Below are 24,551 nucleotides of genomic sequence, written 5' to 3'. Positions count from 1 at the left end.
GTTGACAAAGTCTTCCCAAATGCCGAGCTCAGTACGCAGTAACATGGTTAAACCGGCTAAGTCCTCTTTGGTGACAAATTCGCGGTCTGCCAAGGGATGATCGGGGGGGACCGTAAGTGACAATACTTCGTTAAAGAAAAGTTGTGAAATAACTTTTGGATTATCTATAGGCTTGGCAGTGATTACCAGCTGGTATTCTTCATTTAACAGTTTTTCAATTAGAACTTTGTCATCAGCCATTTCTGTGGTCAATTTTTGCTCTAACTTACGTTCTTTGGCTCGATACTTTACTTTAAATAAAGGGCCGGGTGCCGATGCACCCACATATAAGACCACTTGTTGCATGGCGTATTGGTGAATTTTATTATAAAAATCATCCGTATGACGCAGTAGCTGACGAGCCTGAGATACTGTATAGTACCCCGTGTCGGTTAGGGTCATGCGATTTTTGGTGCGTATAAATAATTGGATACCCAGTTCATCTTCCAAACGCTGCATACTCCGGGTAAGAGCCGGTTGGGATATATTGAGTTGTTCCGCTGCCTTGGATAAAGTGCCGCAATCATTGAATGCGATTAATTGCTCCAATAAGATTAAATCAATCATGGTAAACTCCTTTTGCTGTAACGGTTAATACGAATTTACTATGCACAATAATTATAGCATACTCATAAAAATTTATCATAATAGATAGTTCTGTTTTTTCAGAACATTTAAGAATTTAAAACTATTTACTTGACTTGAAGTGAACTTCAAGGAATATAATGACAATGAAATAATAGCAAAATATGCTACTAAAAGTATTAAGCCATTATATTTTGAGATATTGAGAGAATAGGGAGGAATTTACATGAATCTAAAAAAAGTTATTTTTGCTATTTTGGTTGTTATTGTAGGCGCAGGCCTGTTTTGGTTGAATTTTTCAAATAATAAAACTGATAATAGCACTACGACCGTGTCGACTAATAACGTAGTATCCACTACGGATACAAGTAAAGGGAACCACCGAAGCTTAATCGTATTTTTCTCACGAACTAAAGGTGTTTACGGTGTAGGGGAATTGCCAATCGGTCACACCCATCGAATTGCCAATTACATTCAAAGCGCTACCGGAGCCGATATGTATGAAATTGTACCGGTAAAAGAATATCCGTCGGATTATCGTGAAACTACGGAAGTAGCGAAGGCGGAACAGGCTAATAATGAAAGACCGGCTATTCAGGGACAAATTCCTGATTTAAGTCAGTATGACACTATTTATATCGGTTCGCCAATTTGGTGGGGTGAGTACCCTATGGTTGTTCACACCTTCCTTGATCAAGTTAATTTGAATGGTAAAACTGTCATTCCGTTTACAACTCATGAAGGGTCTGGATTAGGGAGTGTTGAAGCAGTCTTAGCAAAACAATTCCCTGAGGCTCATTTATTGGAAGGCTTAGCTATTCGCGGTAGCGAAGCTGATTCCGATGCCGCTAAAACAGCTGTACAGACATGGCTGCAACGTATCGGCGTATTGGGTCAGTAAAGGGAGCGGGTAGATGGGAAATTTACTGCAAGTATTTCGCTTAATAATATCCTGGTTCATTCTGTCGGCTCCATTGGTATACTTGATGAACACAGGTATAGTTGAGACTACGAGCAATTTAATTACCTATGATGTAGGCGTAATCGCTTATGTAGGCTGGTTGTTAGCAGTCTATATAATAACAAAACCAAAATGGTTGCTCCGTGTGTTGCGCATTTCAGAAGTTATGACTTGGCATCGGTTGTTGGGCCCGTTAACCTTACTGCTTGCGTTGGGGCACTATTGGTTTTCTTTTTCCATGCATGAAGAAATCAAATATACCGGGCTTGGAGCTCTGGTAGCAGCTGTTATCGCCTTGTTGGTCGCCATAATTTGGCTCACGCCGTTAAGTAAACAAGCGAAAACAACATTTGATTCTTTTAGACAAGCTATGCGTCAGCTTTGGTCATATCAGACGGGACGATGGTTGCATCGTCTATATTTGCTGGCCATTGTGCTCGGTCTGGTCCATGTGCATATGATTCCACGCATTGCCGACAGCCTATACTTTATGATGGCATTTGATGCGTACACCTTATTTGTGTTGGCATCATATGCTTGGTATCGAATGAAATAGTCACATTAGGCTGAGAGCTTAAGGTGAAACTACTTTACCATAAATAGAATGAACTCTGCCAAATAATCCGTTCGGCGTATTTTTAACTGGGAAAATACATCGAGCGGATTATTTTTTTGCAATGATTGCTTTATTAATTCTTTAAAATTACACTTCAGTATGCGTGTTGTTTATACATGAATAAAGAACTACTATTGTACTATTTTTAGAATATTAGATATGATACTAACAGTTCTTATACAAGTTGGGAATCAGATTTTTTGGCTGAAGTTAAAAATTTGAGATTAAAGAAGAGTTAAAAAGTGGAGGGAGAAGAATGAATATAAAGAAATACCTATTAGCACTTGGTGTAGTAATCATAGGATTAGGCTTATTTTTCCTAAACTATTCCAATAGTGCAGCAGAAGCAAGTGTCACAACAGTAAAGACTAATGATGTAGTTAATACGGCGCAGGCGTCACAAGGAAATCATCGCAGTTTAATCGTGTTTTTTACGAGAACTAAAGGGGTTTACGCCGTAGGTGAAGTTCCGATTGGTCATACGCATCGTATTGCTAATTATATTCAAGAAGCCACCGGTGCCGATATGTATGAAATTGTACCGGAAAAAGAGTATCCTAATGAATATCGGGCAACTACGGAAGTGGCACGGGCTGAACGTGATAATAACGAAAGACCGGCTATTAAGGGTTCGATTCCTGATATAAGCCAATATGATACTATCTATATCGGTTCGCCGATTTGGTGGGGCGAATATCCAATGGTTGTTCGTACGTTCCTCGATCAAGTTGATTTAAACGGTAAAACAGTGATTCCGTATACTACACATGAAGGCTCCGGCTTAGGTAGCACTACAGCTATTTTAGCAAGACAATTTCCTCAGGCCAATATTTTGGAGGGATTAGCTATTCGTGGCAGTAATGCCGATAGTGATGCAGCAAAAATAGCAGTTCAAACATGGTTACAACGAATTGGTGTGTTGGGGCAATAAAAATGGTTATTGTTATGAGCGAAGCTACATTTAAAATATAGTATTTAAAGAAAGGAAGCATTTATTTGGAAGAAGTAATAAACCTGAAAAAAATGTTAATACTTCTGTTGAAACGACTGTTAATACTAAGTTTGGTATGACGCTCGTTATAACGTTATTATCATATTTTGTAATTCTCATGGATAATTCCATCGTGTTTACCAGTTCTCTTCAAATTGGTGAGTCATTGCAATTGGATTCGGCTCATTTAGCGTGGGTATCCAATGCTTACACGATTACATTTGGGGGCTTTTTGCTCTTGGCCGGGCGCTTATCTGATTTACTGGGGCGAAAACGCATTTTTCAGCTGGGCCTCGTAATTTTTGCACTCAGTTCCTTAGCTATCGGTTACGCCCAGAGCGCAGCTATGCTAATTGGAGCCCGAGCCGTTCAGGGTATTGGCAGTGCGATTATTGCTCCGACCAGCTTGGCTCTTATCATGGATGCGTATATCGGTGAAATGCGCAGTAAAGCCATAGCGTATTACGGAACCACCGCCGGTTTGGGAGCCAGTATCGGGTTACTTATGGGCGGCGCCTTAACAAGTCTATTTTCCTGGCGAGTGGGTTTTCTGATTAATGTGCCTATCGCATTATTATTGGTAGTATTGACTTGGCGCTATATTAAGGATAGTGAAACAGTTAACAGCATAATCGATTATTTGGGCAGCATTCTTTCCGTCATCGGTCTCAGCTCCTTAATTTACAGCTTAACTGCTGACGATAACGGATTTTGGTTTGCTATAATCGGTATCATTTTCCTTGCTTTATTTTATTGGCGTGAAAAAAGTATTACGTTTCCGATTATGCCGTTGCCTCTATATACCCATAAAGTTCGGTTTGGTGCGTATATAACACGATTGCTTTTTATGATGAGCATGTTACCGTATTGGTTTTTAATTCCGCAAATGTTACAGCAAGTTTATGATGTAACACCGTTTGGAGCGGGGCTAGCTTTTTTACCGATGACGATTCCACAATTTATGACAGCATTACAAGTGCCGCGTTTATCTCAATATTGGAAACAAAGTACCATAATGATGGTCGGTTCGGCACTAATCCTTCTTGGCCTTGTGGCCACGGCGCTTATTGATATTGAACAAGGTTATGTACTGGCCGTTGCCTTACCAATGATTCCGCTCGGTATGGGGCAAGCCATGGTTATAACCACGGTGACATCGGCAGGTATTTTTGACACACCAAAAGAATTGGCCGGCGCAGCCAGTGGAATTACCAATACCATGCATCAAATAGGCGGTCCTATAGGTTTGTCAATTATTGTGGGACTTAATGCATCTTACAGTGAAGGACTCCTTATTATGGCAGCCTATACAGCTATTTCCATGATTATTATAAAAGCATTTATTGTAGGACGTAATTAATAATAAAATGTAAAAAAGCAATCCGCCTGAGTAAGATGTTTTCAAATATCTTAGTGGTAGATTGCTTTTTTGTTTTTGCAATGAAAAACAGTTAGCATTCAGAAATTGAACACTAACTGTTTATTTGTTATTTACGTTTGCGTTTTGCCTTATCTTCTGATTTTTTGTTAGAAGAGGAAGCTGATGAAGCTTCAGCACCATCGGCTCCATATAAATGAGTATCATAGGAGCCTTTCACCTGAAGGTAAATAAAGATGATTAACCCGATAATAATCACCGCCAGACTTGTCATCTGAGCCGATTTAAGGCCCATGGTGAGGTTTACATAGTCGCCCCGTAAAAATTCGAGGAAGAAACGGGCTGTGGAGTATAAAATGGCGTAAAGCACGAAGGTCTGACCTTTTTTATGAGGAATGGTGTTAAAAAGGAGCAACACGACGAAGATGAGGATATCGATTTGACCTTCCCAGATTTCGGCCGGCCATAATGGCTGAGCGCCGTAGGTTTTAAAAGCCAGCGTTGTTTCCGGATAGAGAATCCCGAAGTTGCCGCCCGTAGGGTGACCGAAAGCATCACCGTTCATAAGGTTAGGCATACGGCCTACAGATTGACCTAGAATTAAAGCCGGTGCAAACACATCGGCAAAAGCCCAAGTGTCGATATTATGTTTTCGCACATACCAAATACCGGCTAAGGTTCCGAGTACGACGCCCCCTTGAATGGCCATGCCCCCTTGCCAAACAAAAGGAATCTCTAAGAGATGATGTTGATAATAGTCCCAGTCAAAGAAGAAAACATCCCAAAGACGAGCACCGATAATGCCGGCAATCCCGGTCGTGATGGCAAAGTCAAACATATGAACATGCCAACCGCGGCCGTCTCGTTTGAATAAATAGTAGGCTACTGCGGCGGCGCAGAAGATGCCTAACGATAAGAGCAGCCCATAGGCTCTTATCGGGAAATCACCTATATAGAATAAATATTGATGCATGATTACCTCCTTAAGAACAATATATATTTATTATAACGGAGCGCCATTCTTATGACAAATAAAAAGGGGGTATGTTATAATAAAAATTATCGTAGGAGGAGGCGATTAAGAGTGATAACGATTTCATTTTTAGGCCCTCACGGGACGTTTACGGAAGAAGCTCTGAATCGTCTGTGTGAGTGTCAATCATTAACAATACAAAAAGAGGCGATGCATACCATTGACGAGGCCATTGAAGCGGCCATGTTGGGACAGGTGGACTATGCCTTTGTGCCGGTTGAAAATTCTTTGGGCGGTACGGTTTTGACAACCATAGATTATTTGGCCGAACATGGCGGCGTAGAAATACGAGCTGAAATCTGCATGCCTATTCGCCATTACTTATGGGGCGTTCCAGGCAGTGTGGCCAATGAAATAACAACTATATATTCCCATCCGCAGGCACTGAGACAATGTAAAATGTTTTTGCAAAAACAGGCTAAAGGAGCTCAACAGATTGTAACGGATTCTACAGCTCAAGGAGCCGACATTGTAGCTCAAGCGCAGTCCTTAACAAAAGCGGCCATCGGCGGTGAAGCTATGGGTACAAAATACGGATTGGTCAAATTAACCGATCAAATCCAAGATAATATGCTTAACTTGACGCGCTTTATTTTGGTAAAACCGAATCGTCACATAACCTTTGATGCGGTTATGACCACGGGAAAAGTGTCTCTACAATGTGAACTTGACGGTTTGCGGCCGGGATCGCTATGGGAATGCCTCGGAATTTTTGCCAAACGTCAAATTAACTTAGTTAAAATAGAATCCAGACCGACTAAAGGTCGATTAGGCGAATATAAATTTTTCCTTGATCTTCAGATTTTGGATAATGGACCTCAAATTGCGGAAGCGCTGGCTGAATTACAGCAGCTGGCTACTTCTTTACAACTATTAGGGGCCTATGAAACGTATATTGTCGAGTAAAAGAAAGGATGTATATGAAGCAAATTTTGACACGTGCCGTATTGGCAGCGTTAGTGACGCTTTCCGCGTCCGGCGTGCAGGCGGCGTCTATTGAAGTGACTAAAGAAAACAGCAGTTTAATAAAAATGGATACTTCCGTTAAACAAAAAACACTGACCACGACAGATAATGTGCAGGTAATCAATAGAGAGAACCTCGGTAATACCGCGAGAGTACAACCAATAACTATCCGTACTCTGGCAGGTCAGACAACGGTTGTTCAGGAAGCAGCTCTTGTTGAAGGTTCACATATTCTAATTCCGCTTAGCGTATATCAGACGGTTAATTTAAATAGAGTTACCCTAAAGGATGCTAAAGCGTATATTACTTTGCCGGCTCCGCGTCGTGCCGGTGACATGAGCTATAACGGCGATCGCCGCAACGGTGAACGGACCATTCGGTTAGCTACGATACAACGGGGCGATGTAATTTATGTGGATATGAGTGCTACATCACCGATTCTGGGGGTGGAGGCTATTCGTACCAAGAGCGGCATTGAATTAAAAGCACCTTTAGGAGCTTTAGATATTCCGGCACGGAAAGAAATTAAAGGTTCTTTGGCATGGGTGTTTGATCCGTTTATATCTGATGCTTATGGTGCACCGGTTGCAAAAACAGGTACATCCGTTGTTTCACCGACATGGTTTGATTTGTCCAAAAACGGCTTAACTGTTAAGCCCGGTATGGATCTGAAGTATCTGGCAATCTATAAATTTGATGGCTATCGCGTATGGCCGCTGGTGACGAATAACTTTGACCCTGATTTTACGAGCAAAATCTTAAATGATAAGAAGTATTGGCAAATCATAGCGGATGATATGGTGCTTTACGCTCTGACCTATGGCTATGACGGCTATAACTTGGATTTTGAAGATGTCCATTATAAAGATAGAGCTAAATTGACGAGCTTCGTAGCGTATTTGACGAAGCGATTGCATGAATTTAATATCTTTGTGTCCATGGATGTAACGGGCTATTCCGATAGTGAAAACTGGTCCATGGTATATGACCGTAAACATTTAGGTGAATTAGTTGATTACATGGTGCTCATGGCCTATGACGAAGTGTGGGCATCCAGTCCGGAAGCGGGGCCGGTAGCCAGCTATCCGTGGGTAAAACGCAATGCTACGGCTCTTACCCGTGAAGTTTCACCTGAAAAAATCGTTCTCGGTGTACCGTATTATATGCGTGTATGGCAGCGTACCATTTCCGTAGATGATAAAGGCAAAGTTACCTACGGTAAAGCTAAGAGCCGTACGCTTACTATGAAGGAAGCAGAGGAGTTAAAAGCTACGTATGCCGATAGAGTGCAGTGGGATGATGATTTGAAATTGCACTATTTGCGATTCGGCAATGATGAATTAGGCGAACAATTATTGGCCTATGCGGAAACCGGTAAAGAGCCGCGAATTGCCGGTGGCTTGCGTAATAAATCGGCAACAATCTCTGAAGTATGGTTCGAAGATGAAGCGTCTATGGCCTATAAGCGGGAACTCATGAGTGAGCTAAAATTAGCTGGTTTTGCTGCATGGCGCAAAGGATTTGAAACGCCAACGTTCCGTCAGTTTATGTACAATGATGCGGTGCCGGCCAAGAATGTTCCACACGGTACGGCTAAAAAGATTACGAAATTGCCTAGCTTTAACGGCAATGGCTCGACTGCTGCTAAGGCGGACGCCGGTGCTAATCCTTTTACTACCGGCAGTGAAACAGCCGATACTGCATCAACCGGTGCTACTGTAACAGGCTCTTTTTCTAACGGTACAAGTTCTACAAAAGTAGCGATAACAAAAGAATCGTAACATATCCCATGTTGACGGTATTGTTATAATAGTAATATAATTGAATTCAAGACTTGAAGATAAAATAAAACGGTATAGACTTGAGGAATTTGAGTTTGAGGAGGCTGTGGCATGAACGAAAAATATGTAGCCCAGGACATTGAAAAGAAATGGCAAGCGTATTGGCTTGAACACAATACGTTTAAGACCGACTATGATGAAAGTAAAGAGAAATATTATGTACTCGAAATGTTCCCATATCCATCGGGGAACTTACATATGGGCCATGTGCGTAACTATTCCATTGGTGACGTAGTAGCTCGTTTCAAAAAAATGAAAGGCTTCAACGTGCTTCACCCAATGGGCTGGGATGCCTTCGGTATGCCGGCGGAAAATGCGGCGATTAAACATGGCATTGCACCAAGCAAATGGACCTATGAAAACATTGCCAACATGAAACGTCAACAGCAGGAACTCGGTTTATCCTATGACTGGGACCGCGAAGTAGCGACGTGTAAAGAAGACTACTATCGTTGGACGCAGTGGTTGTTCCAACAGTTTTATAAAAAAGGCTTGGCTTATAAAAAAGAAGCTAAAGTAAACTGGTGTGAACACTGTCATACCGTACTTGCTAACGAACAGGTTATCGACGGCCTTTGCTGGCGTTGTGACAACAAGGTTGAAAAGAAAGACCTTAAACAGTGGTTCTTGAAAATTACGGACTATGCAGATCGTTTATTAAACGACTTGGATAAACTCGATCATTGGCCTGAACGCGTTAAAACCATGCAGAAAAACTGGATTGGTCGTAGTGAAGGGGCTCAGTTCGCTTTTGAAATCCCTGAAATCAATAAAAATATTGAAGTCTATACGACTCGTGTTGATACGATTTACGGTGTTTCCTATATCGTATTGGCTCCGGAACATCCGTATGTAGAAGAATTAATTGCCAATAAACCGAATAAAGCGGAATTGGACGCATTTATTCACAAAGTACGCAATTTGAACGAAATCGACCGTACTTCTACAGATGTTGAAAAAGAAGGTCTTTTCACCGGCGCTTATGCCAAACATCCGATGACCGGTAAAGATATTCCGATTTGGATTGCCAACTACGTGCTCGTTGATTACGGTACCGGTGCCGTTATGGGTTCGCCGGCTCATGATGAACGCGATAATAAATTTGCTCGTAAATACAATTTGCCGATTTTACCGGTAGTACAAAATGCCGATAATACGTTGACTTTTGACGTATGGCAAACGGAAGCACACGAAGACGGTATCCTTATTAATTCCGAAGAATACAATGGTATGACTTCTGCGGAAGCACGCGAAGCTATTATCAAAAACTTGGAAGAACGCGGCATAGGCCGTAAGATGGTTAACTATCGTCTGCGCGACTGGTTGATTTCCCGTCAGCGTTATTGGGGCGTGCCAATTCCGGTTGTATACTGCGATAAGTGCGGTGAACAACTCGTTCCGGAAGAAGAATTACCGGTTCGTTTGCCGGAAGATGTAACCTTTGATGCAGGCGCTATTTCGCCGTTGGCTACATCTGAAAACTTCGTAAAAACCACTTGTCCTAAGTGTGGTGGCGAAGCTCGTCGTGAAATCGATACCATGGATACATTCATTGATTCCTCTTGGTATTTCCTTCGTTATACCGATGCTCGTAACGACAAAGAAGCGTTTAATAAGAAATTGGCTGACTATTGGATGGATGTAGACCAATACATCGGCGGTATCGAACATGCTATCTTGCACTTATTGTACTCTCGTTTCTTCGTAAAAGTAGTTCATGATTTGGGCCTTGTAAGCTATGACGAACCGTTCAAAGGCTTATTGACGCAGGGCATGGTGCTTAAAGAAGGCAGCAAAATGTCCAAATCCAAGGGTAATGTTGTATCTCCTGAAGAAATCGTTGCTAAATACGGTGCCGATACGGCTCGTCTTTTCATCCTCTTCGCCGCACCGGTAGAACGTGACCTTGATTGGAGCGATGAAGGTGTTGAAGGTTCTTATCGTTTCTTGAATCGTGTATGGCGCATCGTTGATGCGTACCAAGAATTGGCTAAAGCCGGTCATGGTGAAAAATTATCGAAAGATGAATTTGCCCTTCGTCGTGAGTTACACCGCGTTATTAAAAAAGTAACGGAAGATCTCGATGGTAAATTCAACTTCAATACAGCTATTTCCAGCATCATGGAATTAGTTAACGCTATGTATCAGTTTAAAGACAGCCATGAAACTGTACAGGCTGATTTAGCTCATGAATTAGTGGAAAAATTATTGCTTATGTTGGCGCCGTTCACCCCTCATATCACAGAAGAATTGTGGCATGAAGTAGGTAAAACCGGTAGCATTCATCAGCAAGATTGGCCAATTTATGAAGAAGCAGCCCTTGTAATCGATGAAGTGGAAATCGCCGTACAAGTTAACGGTAAAGTACGCGATAAAATGACGATTCCGGTAGATATGCCTAAAGCCGATTTGGAAGCTCAGGCATTGGCCCTTGATCGTGTAAAAGAATTTACAGACGGTAAAACCGTAGCTAAAGTCATCATTATTCCAAATAAAATTGTGAATATTGTTGTTAAATAATTAGTAGAATGATATGAGATAATATGCACAATTTATATTTTAAATTGTGCATATTTCTGTATAAAGCTTAAGTTAGCCAGGCCGATATACATGATACAATATCATTTAAGCAGCTCATTAATTATGTAAACAATATCATTTATAGCATAATGAGGAGGTGTCATATGCCTAAACGCAGTGACTATATTAGTTGGGATGAATATTTTATGGGCGTCGCCATCTTGGCAGCGCAGCGTTCCAAAGATCCGAATACCCAGGTCGGTGCCTGTATTGTTAGTCAGGATAACAAGATTTTATCCATCGGCTACAACGGTATGCCGCTTGGTTGCAGCGACGATGAATTCGCTTGGGGACGCGATGCAGACCACGATAATAAATATTTTTACATCGTTCACAGTGAATTAAATGCCATTTTAAACTATCGCGGCGGTTCATTGGAAGGCAGTAAGATTTATGTCACCTTATTCCCTTGTAATGAATGTGCTAAAGCAATTATTCAAAGCGGTATTCGAGAAGTTATTTATTGGCAGGATAAATATAAAGATACGGCGGAAGTTATAGCCTCGAAACGAATGCTTAGAACCGCGGGAGTGCAGATAACGGAGTATATACCGACAGGGCGCACGGTAAATATTAGCGTATAGCGCGCATAGTAAATATTTGCGTATAGCGCGCGGCTTCTTCTTGTATTGTATTGCTAAAATAGGGCAGTCAGGCAATCTATTTTTTATTAGTTTATTGCCCACTATTTTATCGAGCTCATATTAACAAAACTTTAAAACAGACTAACAAGGTCTCTCTCAGGTTTTCTTACGAAAAAAGTCGTTCAACCTTGTTAGTCTGTTTTTTTGTGTTTGAGCTAAACTTGAACTAATTACTGAAATAGTGGGCAATATCACTGCAAAAATCAATTAGGCTTTTGCCTGACTGCGTCTATTTTTAGAGCAATAAACCGCCAAGAAGAACCAAAGCGCGCTACAACGCTAATATTAGAGGAGGAGGGATTGGTGTTTAGCCCGTTATTTCTTAATAAATAATATGTAAAAACAGACTAACAAGGACTCACTCAGGTTTTCTTACGAAAAAAGTCGTTCGACCTTGTTAGTCTGTTTTTTTTTGTTTAGTGCTACTTAAAGTGAAATTATGGCGGATTACATCAATCAGATTAACGGCGTCAGTCTTTGTCTGTCTGTTTTTAACACTACAATCACTTTAAGGGCTGGCGGGCTATAGTACTAAAAACTCGATGCGGCTTACTGCCCGTTTTTATGCATACCGTAGCGAAGAAGAATCAAAGCGCGCTACAGTGCTAATATTGGGGGAGGAGAGGAGAAGGAATTACCAAGAAAAAAACAAAGCGCACTACAGCGTTAATGTTAAAGGAGAGGGAATGAATTGTTAAGTATCCCTCGCGCTTCACCTTTCTATTCTTGAAGGGGCGACGGACGAGGGGGATTTTTTCTATCATGTTATCGGGCGGGTGTTAATATAATGGGCTCGTCTGCTTATTGCACTTATGAGCCTTATCGGAAGTATTCGGGGCGAGGTATGGCGCTATTTTAGAAAGAACGGGAGTGATTTTATATGTATTATGCACTTTATAAGCTTACGAGGGTATGTTTAAGTAGGAGTATGGCACTATCTAACAAAGAAAAAAGCGTGAGTAACCTTGAACGACCTTTGCTCTGTAGAGCCCGGGAGGAGAGGTTACTCACGCTTTTTTTCTTTATAAATGTTGTTCCTCGTAAGCTTATTAAAGCTAGACGTACTAGATTACTCCCGTTCTTTCGTTAGCAGTTAAGGCTCAACCGAATTTACGATAGGCCCCTAAGTGCTGAGGGAGCGAGACCTTAGATTAACAACCTTCCGCTTTTCATGACCTGAACAACATCCCCTTCAAACGTCGTCCCTTCAATATTCATATCCTCATGTCCTATCATAAAGTCTACATGGGTCAGGGAATCGTTAAGTCCTTCGGCTTTTAGTTCTTCTTTGCTCATGCCGTCGCTGTTGGCCAGGCAAGTTGGGTAAGCCGCACCGATGGCCAGGTGGCAGGAGGCATTTTCATCATACAGTGTTTCGAAGTAAACACGATTGGATTGACTGATTGGGGAGTAGTGGTCTACAAGGGCCACTTCACCGAGATAAGCGGAGCCTTCGTCGGTTTCGATGAGGTGTTTAAGATGCTCCTTACCAACTTTTGCATCGTAGTCGACGATTTTGCCGTTTTCAAAAGTAAAGTGGAATTCGTTGATTTCATTGCCCTGATAAATGAGCGGTTTAGTGCTGTAAACAACGCCGTTAACGCCATTGTATTGAGGCGCACTGAACACTTCTTCGGTGGGAATGTTGGCATCGAAGATGGTGCCGTTTTTAGCAGCTTCCGCACCGCCTTGCCATAAATGGTTTTTAGGAAGGTCAATGCGTAAGTCGGTGCCGTTGGAGCAAGTGTAATGAAGTGTTTTAAAATGATAGTCATTCATGGCTTTCGTGCGATGACCAAGGCGTTCTAAATGTTTTGGCAAGCTTTCTTCGTCAGCTACGTTTTCAAGACGGCAGAGTGTGAAAATTTCAGACCATAGAGCATCGACTTTTTCAGAATCGGTACCGGTAAAGCCCAATAATTCAGCCCAGCGCAAGGTAGCCACAGAGGCGACGCACCAAGTGAGGGTGGAGTCCATGATGGCTTCGTGATAGAAGGCAAGGGCTTTATTTAGATTGCGAGACTGCATAGCAATGCGTTCTGATGGAACACCGGCCAATGCTTTCGGGTTAGCGCTGATGAGAGATAAAAAGGCGGCACCTCTATCCACATAAGTTTGATAATAGGTAGGAATCCATGGGGCCGGATTGGATAATACATCTTCCGGCGCATGAAGGAGTCGTTCCTTACCGATTTCGGTGGAACGCCAATTTACTACAACTTCTTTAGCACCTAGCGCATAGGCTTCCTTAGTTACGATAAGGGCGAAATCGCTGTTTTCAACATCCACATTGATAACTAAGGTTTGATCTTTTTGTAGGTTTACGCCGGTTGTCAAAAGAGCGTGAGCATAATTTTTTAAACGATTTGTTTCCATAAAATACATCCTTTCTATTACTGTGGCCGTACGAAGTTTTATGCTTCTTATCTTTAGAGACTCATACCAATAGTGCGCATGCGCACCAGTGGTGGAATTGAGTAGGATTTATCTTTTCAATCAAGAAACCTTAACTAAGAATATAAAACAAAATCTTGGGAGGGGTTAGTGATGGAACAGATAAAAAAGCATAAAAAAGTATGGCTGCTTTTAGCTATATCTATATTTTTGTATTTAGTCGTGCTAAGGCCTATTATATCAGATTCATCGGAGCAAATGAATACATCCGATGTGGTAGCTGCTTCTACAGCTGGAAATAGGAGTGCTGATGATGGTGAAACTAATAGTGCTTCACTAAATGATTCCGGTAAAAAGAGGGGCGATGCTAAGAGTAGCGTTGATGCTAATAGCCGTGTTGAGGCGAATAACAAGACCGGCGGCGATAATGAGTATGTGTATGTAACGGGTGCTGTGGAAACGCCGGGATTATACAAAGTGCGTGAAGGTGAAACAGTAGGCGATGTGATTCAAGGAGCAGGCGGTTTATTACCGTATGCTTCGGTGGATACATTAAATTTAGCGGAAGCTGCAACCAGCGGCAGTCATATCCATGTGACGTTTAATTTTATGGGGAATCCGGAAGAACTTTTGCGCAGACAGAAGATAAACATTAATACAGCGACGGAGCAGGAATTGACTAAATTGTCCGGCGTGGGGCCGGGAACGGCTAAGAAGATTATTGCATATCGGGAACAGTCGGGACCGTTTAAGGCTATTGAAGATCTTAAAAAGGTAAAGGGAATTGGGGACGCTACGTTTAAGAAATTGGCGCCGCATATTACCATTTGAGCGAAATGATTTGAGCATAATAAACTGAGCAAAATGATTTGAGATCAATAAACTGAGTAAAATGATTTTCTCAGAATAATACCAATCTATAAGTTTGTTTTGCTAATATTGGGTGTCACTAAGAAAAATTTTACAAAAATTTTTAAAAAATTGGAGCCAAATTGAAGTCTGAAACGTTTATATATATGAGGAGTAATATGGGTGAGCAACTATTATGGCAGAAAATTGCAGAGCTGGGTAAAAAGGAGTTATATTTTTTTACCTATACGGAATGGGGGGCTATTTTATGGTTGACACCGGCTTGGGGAATCGTGTTTGCCTACGGACAACGCTATGAATTTACTAACCCGATGATTGTTTTTCTCAGTAGTATTTGGTATTTTATATGGCTAATTTGGCAGCGAGGAGGTAAAAATAAGAAGCAAAGCTATATCTATGCCGGTCCTACTGTAAGTGCCGTTAACATGGTGCGCCAAGGTATTACCTCTTTATATATACAAGCTATTATCGTTGGTTTATTATTGGTTTTAGCGAGTATGGGATACTATCACACGGAAAGGGAGATTGACGAGTATTATGAGGTTAACCCTTACTATATGGGGGCTGAAGGAACTTATACAGTTCGTGTTCTGAATTTGCCGGAATCAGTTATCCTGCAAGATAAAGAATTTCTGCGCTTTGAAGGCGATTTAGTTAGTATGATACCAAAAAAAGAAGCCACTGCGTCAAAGCCGTTAAAGGCGGACGGTCAACTTATGGTCTATGTGGCGCCTACCAAAGCTATGAAAACAAAGCCTATTTTGCCCGGTCAATATGTGATGGTAAAAGGTAAAACCAGTAAACTCTTACAGGCTCCCGAAGAAGGGCGCATCGACTTGCGGCCTCGTCATCTGGCAGCCCATCGCGTAGGCAATCTATATGAAGGGACTTTTGAGGGCTTTGATACAGCGGTGAGACCAAACTGGTATGAGCGTATTAACGATAGAGTTGATTATCTATTGGGGGTGGCTCGTTGGCAACTGATGAATCAGATAGATGCTAATTTGCCCGGTGAAATGGCTGCCGTAGGGCAGAGTTTATTGCTTGGCGGCGGCTACGGAGCTATCGATGCGTCTGTTATGGATTCTTTTGCCAAAACGGGGCTAATTCACATCTTATCTGTATCCGGCTCTCATGTAGCCTTATTATTCGGTTTTGTGTTTGTTGTTGCTCACATTATGGGAGTACCTAAGAAAAAAGCGACTTACGGTGCCATCGTCTTCGTCATAGTATATTGTGCTATTGTGGGGTTTAATCCGCCGGTGGTGCGTTCCGCTGTCATGGGTATTATTATGGGGATTGGTCTTATACGAGGCGATGCGTATCACAGCCGGCAAGCCCTGAATATAAGTGCGGCTCTTATGTTGGCTTATGAACCGCTTTTGTTCTTGGATATCAGTTTTCAACTCTCCTTAGGTGCCACATATGGCATATTACTCTTCAGTCGTACTTTGTATCAACGTTTACCCAAAGATTGGCCCTATATTATGGGCCCCATCAGTTTATGTCTTAGTGCGCAAATTTTAATTTGGCCGTTGCAACTCTATTATTTTCATCTTATGGGTTACGGCTCGTTTTTGGCGGCCGTTATTGTCGGACCTTTGTTGGATTTGGCCATATTGGCTACGGCCGTGTTGTTACTTTTGCAATGGTTGATTCCCGTAAGCATTTTGTGGCATTTGCTGGGGCTCCTTTTGCGGTTATCACTCTTTTTAAATTTTACGATTGCTTCATTGCCGGGCGCGGTTATGTGGTTAGGGGCTTTGCCGGTGTGGCTTGGCACTATATATGTTCTAGGTTGTCGTCAGTTATATGCTATTATGCGTGAATGGTCGGTTCGATCGCTTTTTTATGAAAACATCATATTGTGCTTGTTATTCATGGCGCTTCTTCTGCCCCTGATTCATTTGTCGGGTGAACAGGTTTTTATTCATACGATTCCGGTTAATAGAGGGGCTGCTTTTTTAGTAATTAAAGAGGAACCGTTAAAAACTGCTAAAGCTTTTTTATATGTGACTACAGGCGGTAAAAGCGTATCGAATATGACGCGAAGCTCCATAGTTAACAGTGTTCATTATTTTGGTATTGAACGCCTCAATGGTGTTATAATGCAAGAGGTAAATGAAGGTAATGAAAAAAGTATCATAACCCTACTGCATAGCTTGGAATTTCCTGTGAGCGCAATACATAAAAGCGATATCAATCAAGATACTTATATAGGGCGTAATAGTGCTGATTTCGACAAGACTGTTAGGGAGTATCCAAAACAGATTTTGGTGGAAGGACCAAGAGGAGGATTCCTATTCGGTAATGGACAAATTAGCGAAAACAATCTAAAATTAATAGAGACGAAACAATATATTGTAGGAACTACTAACAGTGCTACAGCATCAAGGGGGGATGACGGCCCGTCAGGTCCGATTGCCATTGTATATTGGCCAAGCTCCGGCAAGTACGCTGATGTAGATCCGGCAGATTCAACCAGATATATTACGGGCACACGTGTTGTCCCGGATTTTTTATTGTAGGAGGGGCTATGGCAATTTTGCTGCTTTATGGTGATGAGTCACAGCTCATTGATGAAAAGAAACGCGAATTTTTAACTAAATACAAGGATTTGGCGGTGCAGTCTTTAAATGATGAAGTTGGACCGGGGCGAATTTGTGAAAAGTTAAGCGAAGATTCGCTATTTGGTGAACCAACTTTATATTGTTTAATCAATCCGCCTATTTTTGTAAAGCCGAATAAAAAGGTTAGTGATGAGTGGCAACAATTGTATAATTTATTGATTACTTATGAAGGTGCCAATCCGGTGTTAATTCTATATCATGATACGATAGATAAGCGGACTAAGCATAACAGTGAGTTTTTAAAAAAGATTACGAATGTGGCCTGCATGCGTTTAAAAAAAGAGGAAATAGTCCAATGGTTGCAGTCCTATTGTAAGCAAAATGGTTTCACCATAACGATGGACGGCCTGGAGTATATGAAGCATTTATTGGAATTGTGGCAAGATGTGCCGGTCAGCTTTTTGCGAACCGAATTTGACCGTTATTTTCTCTTATTGCCGCCGAAAGGCAAAATAACGCAGGATTTTTTAATTCATAATGGCAGTGATTATGGAGCAAAAAATATCTTTTTATTCAAAGAGGCATTACTGCAAAAAGATGCAGCTACCTTATTGGCTTTGTTTCCTTTTATGCTTCAAAACAAAGAATCGGAACGAGCCATGTCATATATTGAAGGCCAATTGCGTTTGCAGCTGATGGTTAGCGAATGCAAAGGTACGGGATTATCGGAACGGGAGGTACAGGATTTATTTAAAAAGTACGAGTCCTCTACGAAACCGTATCCTATTACTTTGGCATACCGGCAAAAGAACGTTTCAGTGCGAGCCTTAGCCAAATTGTTGCGTGGTCTTTATGAAGTTATGCGCAACAGTCGTCGCGGTGAGGGCGACTTATCTTATTTTAAAGATTTATGTTTAGCCTATTGCAAGTCCTAGGGTTTACCCATAGAAAGTTACAGGGTTTTACTCATTACTGGTTATAGGCAGCGGGGTGTAGTTGAATGAAGAAAAAAGTCGGCATTGTAGCCGGTGTGGTGTTAGGTTTAATTTCATTAAGTACGGGCGCCTTTTTATATCCTACAGGCAATGTCATTCAAGGCATGTATTTAGGTGAACGTGATGTGTCCCAAGCCAATAAAGAAGAGTTGGCAGATATTATTGAAGCGGAAGCGGCTAAGGGACCGACTCATATGAAGGTCAAATGGCAGGATGGCAAAGAAACCACGGTAGCTTTAAAAGATATCGGGGTAAAACCGAATGTAGATAAAACCATTGAAAGCCTTATGACATACGGTTATGAGCCTTCTATGGAAGAATATATTACGAATCGCTGGCATGCATTGATGGCACCGGTATCTAAAGCTATCGTATATGATGTGAACGTACCGGCATTAGAAGCCTTATTGCAGACTTATAGTAAAGAAATCGGTTATACCGGTCACGATGCTTATTTGACAGTTGAAAACGGTCAAGTCGTATTGCATCCGGAAGTGCCGGGGAAGCGTCTCGATATTGCTAAGACAGTGGCTAGTTTACAGGAAAAGCTTGCTAAAGGCGAAGTATCCGGTTTTGAATTGGTCATCGACAATCAGGCTAAGCCAAAGATCACGGCTGAAACATTAAAAGGGATTAATACCGTATTGGGAACGTATTCCACTACTTTTAATTCCGGTGATGTAAGCCGTACCCATAATATTCAAATTGCTACCGATAAAATTAATAATGTGGTGATTATGCCGCACCAAAACTTTTCATTTAATGATATTGTAGGTGAACGTACGGCCGAAGCGGGGTACGATGATGCGCCGGTATTTATGGACGGTAAATTAGTGCCCGGTATTGGCGGCGGCATTTGCCAAGTCAGTTCCACGCTTTTCAATAGCGCTTTATTGGCGGGGATGGATATTGTAGAACGAACGCCGCATTTTGCACCGGTAGGCTACATGGCGGCCGGTCGTGATGCTACAGTGGCTTACGGTTATTTAGATTTTATTTTCAAAAATCCGTATGACCATCCGATTTATGTGTTGGCTCATACATCCGGCGATACCTTAACTATTAGTATCTTAGGCTTTGCGGCGGATGAACCGCAAGCAGTATCTATTACAGTGGGCAATGAGCAGACAATTCCGAATAAAGTGGAAACTCGTATCGATCCGTCGGTGACCAAGGAAACAACGAACGAAGGTCATGCAGGCCTTAGTGTGGATACGACGGTACATATTACGTACAAAGACGGCCGCACCAAAACTGACTCCTTTAACTCCACCTATGATCCGGTAACGACTTATGTTGTAAAACCGGCTAAAGAAACCGCTAAAGATGGTAAGGACGGGGCAAAGGACGCTGATAAAAAGGATGTAAAAACAAAAACCGACAACAGTAAATCCGCTAAGTCGGAGTAATACAATGAGTTTTAAAAATTTGAAGGAAGGATAGACATGAAAGTACGATATCATATTGTGCCGAAACGGCGAAAGCAAACGGCTCTTATGATTGAAATTAAGGATAAAACCGTAAAAATTAAAAATGTGCTGTCCCAACCGGATGCATTTAAAGAGTTACAGAATAAACTGGAAGAATGGTATCAGATAAAGCAGATTCCCGTAAGGCAACTGGCTTCCGATGATGCTGATACTTTATTCTATGGCTATGCTACGGCACCGATTCATGATCATACGCCGGAAGAGTACTATATGGATGATCCCGGAGAGATTGAAATCCCTGAGGATGCGTTGGATCAAAAGTATTGGGATGAAATTTTTCAGGCGTCTGAGCATGAAAGTCCTGATGAATTTAACCATCAGGAAGAAGATATGCCGCCGGGCTTCGATGAAAATGACTTTCCCTTTGCGTTAAAAGAGGATGAGCCTATCAGCATGTATGACGAACCGGTAGAGTGCAACTATGTACCGGCTAAGACTACACCGGTAGATGCGCAGGCAGGCGGTGGTTTTCAGTATAGCGGAAAACGAAGACGCAGCTTTAAACGTGATGTGACCGATCCGGGCATGATTTTGGGACCGGCTATTCACGGCGAACCGGTTAGTATTTCTTCGGTTAATGAAGAAGTAAACGGCGTCGTTTTTGAAGGCATCTTTGTGTCACTTGAAATGATTGAAACGAAAACCGGTAAAGGACTTATTAAGGGGCATATCGTAGATGCTACAAACAGTATCCGTTTTGCCAAATTTACAGATACCGCCGAAGAGGGCGAGGAGCTCCTTAAAACGATGCAGGGGCTCAAAGCCGTCCGCGTACAAGGCGATGTTCATTATGATGATAAATTCGAACGCGATTATACGCTGGTATTGCGTAGCATTCAACAGTTGGAAAGCGGCGCCAAACGTACGGAAAATCGTGAAGATTCTCGTGTAGAACTGCATCTTCACACCAAGATGAGTGACCGTGATGCCTTGGTTAATGTGAAAGAGTTATTACAAACGGTAAAAGCCTGGGGGCATCCGGCGGTAGCCATTACCGACCATGGCGTCATTCAGGCTTTCCCGGAAGCGCAGGAAGTAGCCGGTAAATTAGGCGTTAAAGTGATTTACGGCGTGGAAGGGTATTTGATTGAAGACGAAGAAAATGATACCCGCGCACATATTATTTTATTAGCCAAAAATCGAGTAGGGCTTCGTAATTTATACAAAATGATTTCTATTTCCCATTTACAGTACTACAAACGTCGTCCTCGTTTACCGCGTGCTGTTATTGAAGATCATCGTGAAGGTATCATTATCGGTTCCGCTTGTGAAGCGGGTGAGCTGATTCGTGCCATCATTAAAGGTGAGTCGCAGGAACGGTTATTGGAAATAGCCTCTTTCTATGATTATCTGGAAATCCAGCCATTAGAAAATAATCAATTTTTAATGTATGACCGTAAAACCGGTGAAAAAATTCATGACGAGCAATATCTGATTGACATTAATAAAAAGGTTGTAGAACTTGGCGAATTATTGAATAAGCCGGTAGTTGCTACCTGTGACGTGCATCATCTGAATAATGATGAAAAAATATATCGTCAAATTATGTTGACTGTATCCGGTTTTAAAGATATTGAACGGACGCCGTCGTTATACTTGCGTACTACCGATGAAATGTTGGAAGAATTTAAATACTTAGGCGAAGAGAAAGCCTATGAAGTGGTAGTTACTAACTCGCGCATGATTAATGACAGTATTGAATCTTTGCAACCGGTACCGCAAGGCAAAACATATTCCCCTAAGATTGAAGGGGCTGATAATGCATTGACGGAAATGTGCTATAAAAAGGCCAAAGAAATCTACGGCGATCCTTTGCCGGATGTAGTAGCGGAGCGACTCGATTATGAGTTGACCCGTATTATCGGCAACGGCTACGGCGTGTTGTATTACATTGCTCATAAACTGGTTCGTAAGTCCTTGGACGACGGGTATTTGGTAGGCTCCCGTGGTTCCGTAGGTTCCTCGTTTGTAGCGACAATGGCAGATATTACGGAAGTGAATCCATTACCGCCACATTATATTTGTCCGAAATGTAAACATAGCGAATTTTTTACCAAAGGTGAATATGCCGGTGGCTTTGACTTGCCGCGCAAGAATTGTCCGGAATGCGGTACGCCGCTTCACACTAACGGCCATGATATTCCGTTTGCCATATTCATGGGCTTTAATGGTGATAAGGTACCTGATATTGACCTTAACTTCTCCGGTGATTATCAGCCGCGCGCTCATAAATACACGGAAGAATTGTTCGGTCGTGATAATGTATTCCGCGCCGGCACAATCGGTACGATTGCTGAAAAAACAGCAATTGGTTATGTTAAAAAATATGCGGAAGCAAATGATATTCAAGCTCGTCAAGGCTTTTTGGAATCCTTGGCCAAAGGCGTTACGGGTGTAAAAAATACAACCGGTCAGCATCCGGGGGGCATCATGGTTTGTCCGCGCGATATGGATGTGCATGAGTTCACACCGGTGCAATATCCGGCCAACAAAAAAGACAGCGGCATCATTACGACTCACTTCGATTATCACTCCTTTGAAGGTTGTATGACGAAGCTTGATATTCTGGGCCATGATGATCCGACAATTATACGTATGTTGGAAGATATTACCGGTATCGACGTTCAAACGATTCCATTTGACGATCCGGAAACACTCAGCTTGTTCTCGTCCACTAAAGCTATCGGTTTAACACCGGAGCAGCTGATGGGCGATAAAGTAGCATCCTTGGCCATACCGGAATGTGGTACCGGCTTCGTACGGCGAATGTTGGAAGATTCCAAACCTAAATGTTTCTCCGACATAGTACGTATTTCCGGTTTTTCCCATGGTACGAATGTATGGCTTGACAATGCGCAAACTTTAATTAAAAATGGTACTTGCCAATTGAATGAAGCCATTTCCACCCGTGATGACATCATGAACTTTTTGATGCATCGCGGCATTAAGCCAATTACTTGCTTTAAAGTCATGGAAAACGTGCGTAAGGGCAAGAAGATTGATAAGTTGAACAAATTGGGGCAAAAAGAAACGGATTACGAAGAACAGATGCGTGCCGGTGGTATTCCGGAATGGTTCATTGAGTCTTGTAATAAGATTTCCTATTTATTCCCGCGTGCCCATGCGGTGGCCTATGTAATGATGGCGTTCCGCATTGCCTGGTTTAAAATTAATTATCCGTTGGCATTCTATGCCGCTTATTTCTCGATTCGTGCCAAAGCGTATGACATGAAAATTATGGCAAGTTCGCTCATTGAACAGCGTGCCGAATTTGATCGCTTGAAAGCACTGGATCGCAAGGCAAGTAATAAGGACAAAGATATGATGAGTGCGTTGGAAGTTTCCATGGAAATGAAGCAGCGCGGTTTTGATTTCTTAGTGGCTGACCTTAACTATTCGGAAGCCCGTCGTTTTACCATTCATAACGGTGCTTTATTGCCGCCATTCTTGGCTGTGGACAGCTTGGGTGAAAAAGTAGCGGATATGATTGTGGCGGAACGGAAAGAAAAACCGTTTACGTCAGTTAAGGACTTACAACGTCGTTGTAAGGTTTCCGGCAGTATCATCGCAACTATGCGCGATTTAGGTTGTTTTAAAGATTTACCGGAAGATGAACAAATGAGTTTATTCGGCTAAAGGTTTATTTTGCCGGAAAGCTATTTAGTTAAAAGGTTAATCAAGTTAACTATTACATGTTTTAGCTAACTATATTGTTTAAATTGGATAATTCATTCGGTTAAAGGTTAGCAGTAAAAGGAGGTTTTTATGACCTTAAAAGTGAAAGATCCGGTATGGATTGGTGTTGATGTAGGCACGACCGGTGTGCGTGCTACGGCGTATACGGCTACGGGTAAGGCAGTAGCTACGACTGAAGCATTTTACAGCTTGGAAACGCCACAGTATGACTGGGCGGAACAAAATCCGCAGCAGATTTATGATGCTGTAGAAGAAGTAGTGAAGGGGACCGTGGCTGAATTACAGTATAAATTGGTTACCATTTCCGGTTTGGCCTTAAGTTCTGTTATGCACAGCTTTATCCCGCAAGACGACAAGTTCCAACTTTTGGGTAATATGATGACCTGGGCTGATAGCCGCAGTGCAGCTATAGTTCGTCGTTTGGAAAAAGACCCTAAAGTTAAAGAGTTTTACTTCAATACGGGCTGTCCGTTGCATGCTACCTACCCGTTGGCTAAAATCCTCTGGGTGAAAGAAAATCAGCCGTCCATTTTTGAACGCATGACTCATATCGGTTCTATTAAAGACTTCATTTTCCGCAACTTAACCGGTGAATGGGTGACCGATAAATCTGTTGCCAGCAGCAGTGGCCTCTACAATGCGCACAAAGAATGTTGGGACGAAGAAATCTTAAACTTTGTAGGTATTACCGAAAAATGTTTGCCGGAAGTTGTTTCTACGACTCATAGTAGCGCCTTGTTGACTGATGTAGCGAATCGGTTAGGTTTGCCTGCCGGATTACCGGTTGTTATAGGCGCAACCGATGGCGTATTGGTAAACGTTGGCATCGGTGCTGTTTCAGCCGGTCAGCTCAGCTGCACGATTGGTACAAGCGGTGCGATTCGCATGCTTACAGAAAAACC

Annotated in this window: 17 protein-coding genes; 14 read left to right on the top strand and 3 right to left on the bottom strand. The window is 42.1% G+C overall.

The window, feature by feature from the left end:
• Positions 1-606 (bottom strand): LysR family transcriptional regulator (locus E7204_RS05695; RefSeq protein ID WP_295182630.1); only part of this gene is annotated, 606 nt, incomplete at its 3' end.
• 244 nt (positions 607-850) lie between these two features.
• Between E7204_RS05695 and E7204_RS05690 the strand changes: the two genes are divergently transcribed.
• The 4 genes from E7204_RS05690 (at position 851) to E7204_RS05675 (ending at position 4,552) form a co-directional block, all read left to right on the top strand.
• Positions 851-1,525 (top strand): flavodoxin, encoded by a 675-nt coding sequence (locus E7204_RS05690; protein ID WP_295182628.1) that lies wholly within the window; start codon positions 851-853, stop codon positions 1,523-1,525.
• Positions 1,526-1,538: 13 nt separating this feature from the next.
• Entirely contained in the window at positions 1,539-2,141 is a 603-nt protein-coding gene (locus tag E7204_RS05685; protein WP_295182626.1) for a hypothetical protein, read from the top strand.
• Positions 2,142-2,457: 316 nt separating this feature from the next.
• Positions 2,458-3,132, top strand: a complete 675-nt coding sequence (locus E7204_RS05680) for a flavodoxin (RefSeq protein ID WP_295182624.1) — start codon at positions 2,458-2,460, stop codon at positions 3,130-3,132.
• Positions 3,133-3,268: 136 nt separating this feature from the next.
• A complete protein-coding gene (locus E7204_RS05675; RefSeq protein WP_295182623.1) occupies positions 3,269-4,552 on the top strand; it encodes an MFS transporter in 1,284 nt (427 codons plus the stop codon).
• Positions 4,553-4,679: 127 nt separating this feature from the next.
• On the opposite strand, the gene lgt is transcribed toward E7204_RS05675, so the two are convergent.
• A complete protein-coding gene (lgt, locus tag E7204_RS05670; RefSeq protein ID WP_295182620.1) occupies positions 4,680-5,543 on the bottom strand; it encodes a prolipoprotein diacylglyceryl transferase in 864 nt (287 codons plus the stop codon).
• A gap of 111 nt (positions 5,544-5,654) precedes the next feature.
• Here lgt and pheA point away from each other — a divergent pair, with 111 nt between their 5' ends.
• From pheA to E7204_RS05650, 4 genes are all read left to right on the top strand, one after another.
• Positions 5,655-6,509: a prephenate dehydratase gene (gene pheA, locus E7204_RS05665; protein WP_295182617.1), complete on the top strand. Its 855-nt coding sequence runs from the start codon at positions 5,655-5,657 to the stop codon at positions 6,507-6,509.
• A gap of 14 nt (positions 6,510-6,523) precedes the next feature.
• Positions 6,524-8,350, top strand: a complete 1,827-nt coding sequence (locus tag E7204_RS05660; RefSeq protein WP_295182614.1) for a glycosyl hydrolase family 18 protein — start codon at positions 6,524-6,526, stop codon at positions 8,348-8,350.
• Positions 8,351-8,461: 111 nt separating this feature from the next.
• Entirely contained in the window at positions 8,462-10,930 is a 2,469-nt protein-coding gene (gene leuS, locus E7204_RS05655) for a leucine--tRNA ligase (RefSeq protein WP_295182611.1), read from the top strand.
• Between the two features lie 164 nt (positions 10,931-11,094).
• Positions 11,095-11,574, top strand: a complete 480-nt coding sequence (locus E7204_RS05650) for a dCMP deaminase family protein (RefSeq protein WP_021841045.1) — start codon at positions 11,095-11,097, stop codon at positions 11,572-11,574.
• Between the two features lie 1,206 nt (positions 11,575-12,780).
• Here the strand turns inward: E7204_RS05650 and E7204_RS05645 are convergent.
• Complete coding sequence (locus tag E7204_RS05645; RefSeq protein WP_295182607.1) at positions 12,781-14,010, bottom strand: aminopeptidase; 1,230 nt, start codon at positions 14,008-14,010, stop codon at positions 12,781-12,783.
• Positions 14,011-14,181: 171 nt separating this feature from the next.
• Here E7204_RS05645 and E7204_RS05640 point away from each other — a divergent pair, with 171 nt between their 5' ends.
• The 6 genes from E7204_RS05640 to E7204_RS05615 all read left to right on the top strand — a co-directional run.
• Positions 14,182-14,859, top strand: coding sequence for a helix-hairpin-helix domain-containing protein (locus tag E7204_RS05640; protein WP_295182605.1), 678 nt, complete (start codon positions 14,182-14,184; stop codon positions 14,857-14,859).
• 197 nt (positions 14,860-15,056) lie between these two features.
• Positions 15,057-17,426, top strand: a complete 2,370-nt coding sequence (locus E7204_RS05635; RefSeq protein ID WP_295182604.1) for a ComEC/Rec2 family competence protein — start codon at positions 15,057-15,059, stop codon at positions 17,424-17,426.
• An 8-nt stretch (positions 17,427-17,434) separates the two neighbouring features.
• On the top strand, positions 17,435-18,403 hold the full coding sequence (holA, locus tag E7204_RS05630; RefSeq protein ID WP_295182602.1) for a DNA polymerase III subunit delta: 969 nt from the start codon (positions 17,435-17,437) through the stop codon (positions 18,401-18,403).
• Between the two features lie 65 nt (positions 18,404-18,468).
• Positions 18,469-19,872: a VanW family protein gene (locus tag E7204_RS05625; RefSeq protein ID WP_295182600.1), complete on the top strand. Its 1,404-nt coding sequence runs from the start codon at positions 18,469-18,471 to the stop codon at positions 19,870-19,872.
• Between the two features lie 36 nt (positions 19,873-19,908).
• Entirely contained in the window at positions 19,909-23,589 is a 3,681-nt protein-coding gene (locus E7204_RS05620; RefSeq protein WP_295182598.1) for a PolC-type DNA polymerase III, read from the top strand.
• Positions 23,590-23,718: 129 nt separating this feature from the next.
• On the top strand, positions 23,719-24,551 hold an 833-nt coding region (locus E7204_RS05615), incomplete at its 3' end, for an FGGY family carbohydrate kinase (protein WP_295182597.1).

The organism is Veillonella sp. (assembly GCF_015058545.1).
In the GTDB taxonomy this organism is placed as follows: domain Bacteria; phylum Bacillota; class Negativicutes; order Veillonellales; family Veillonellaceae; genus Veillonella_A.
This window is presented reverse-complemented; position numbering and strand designations above follow the sequence as displayed.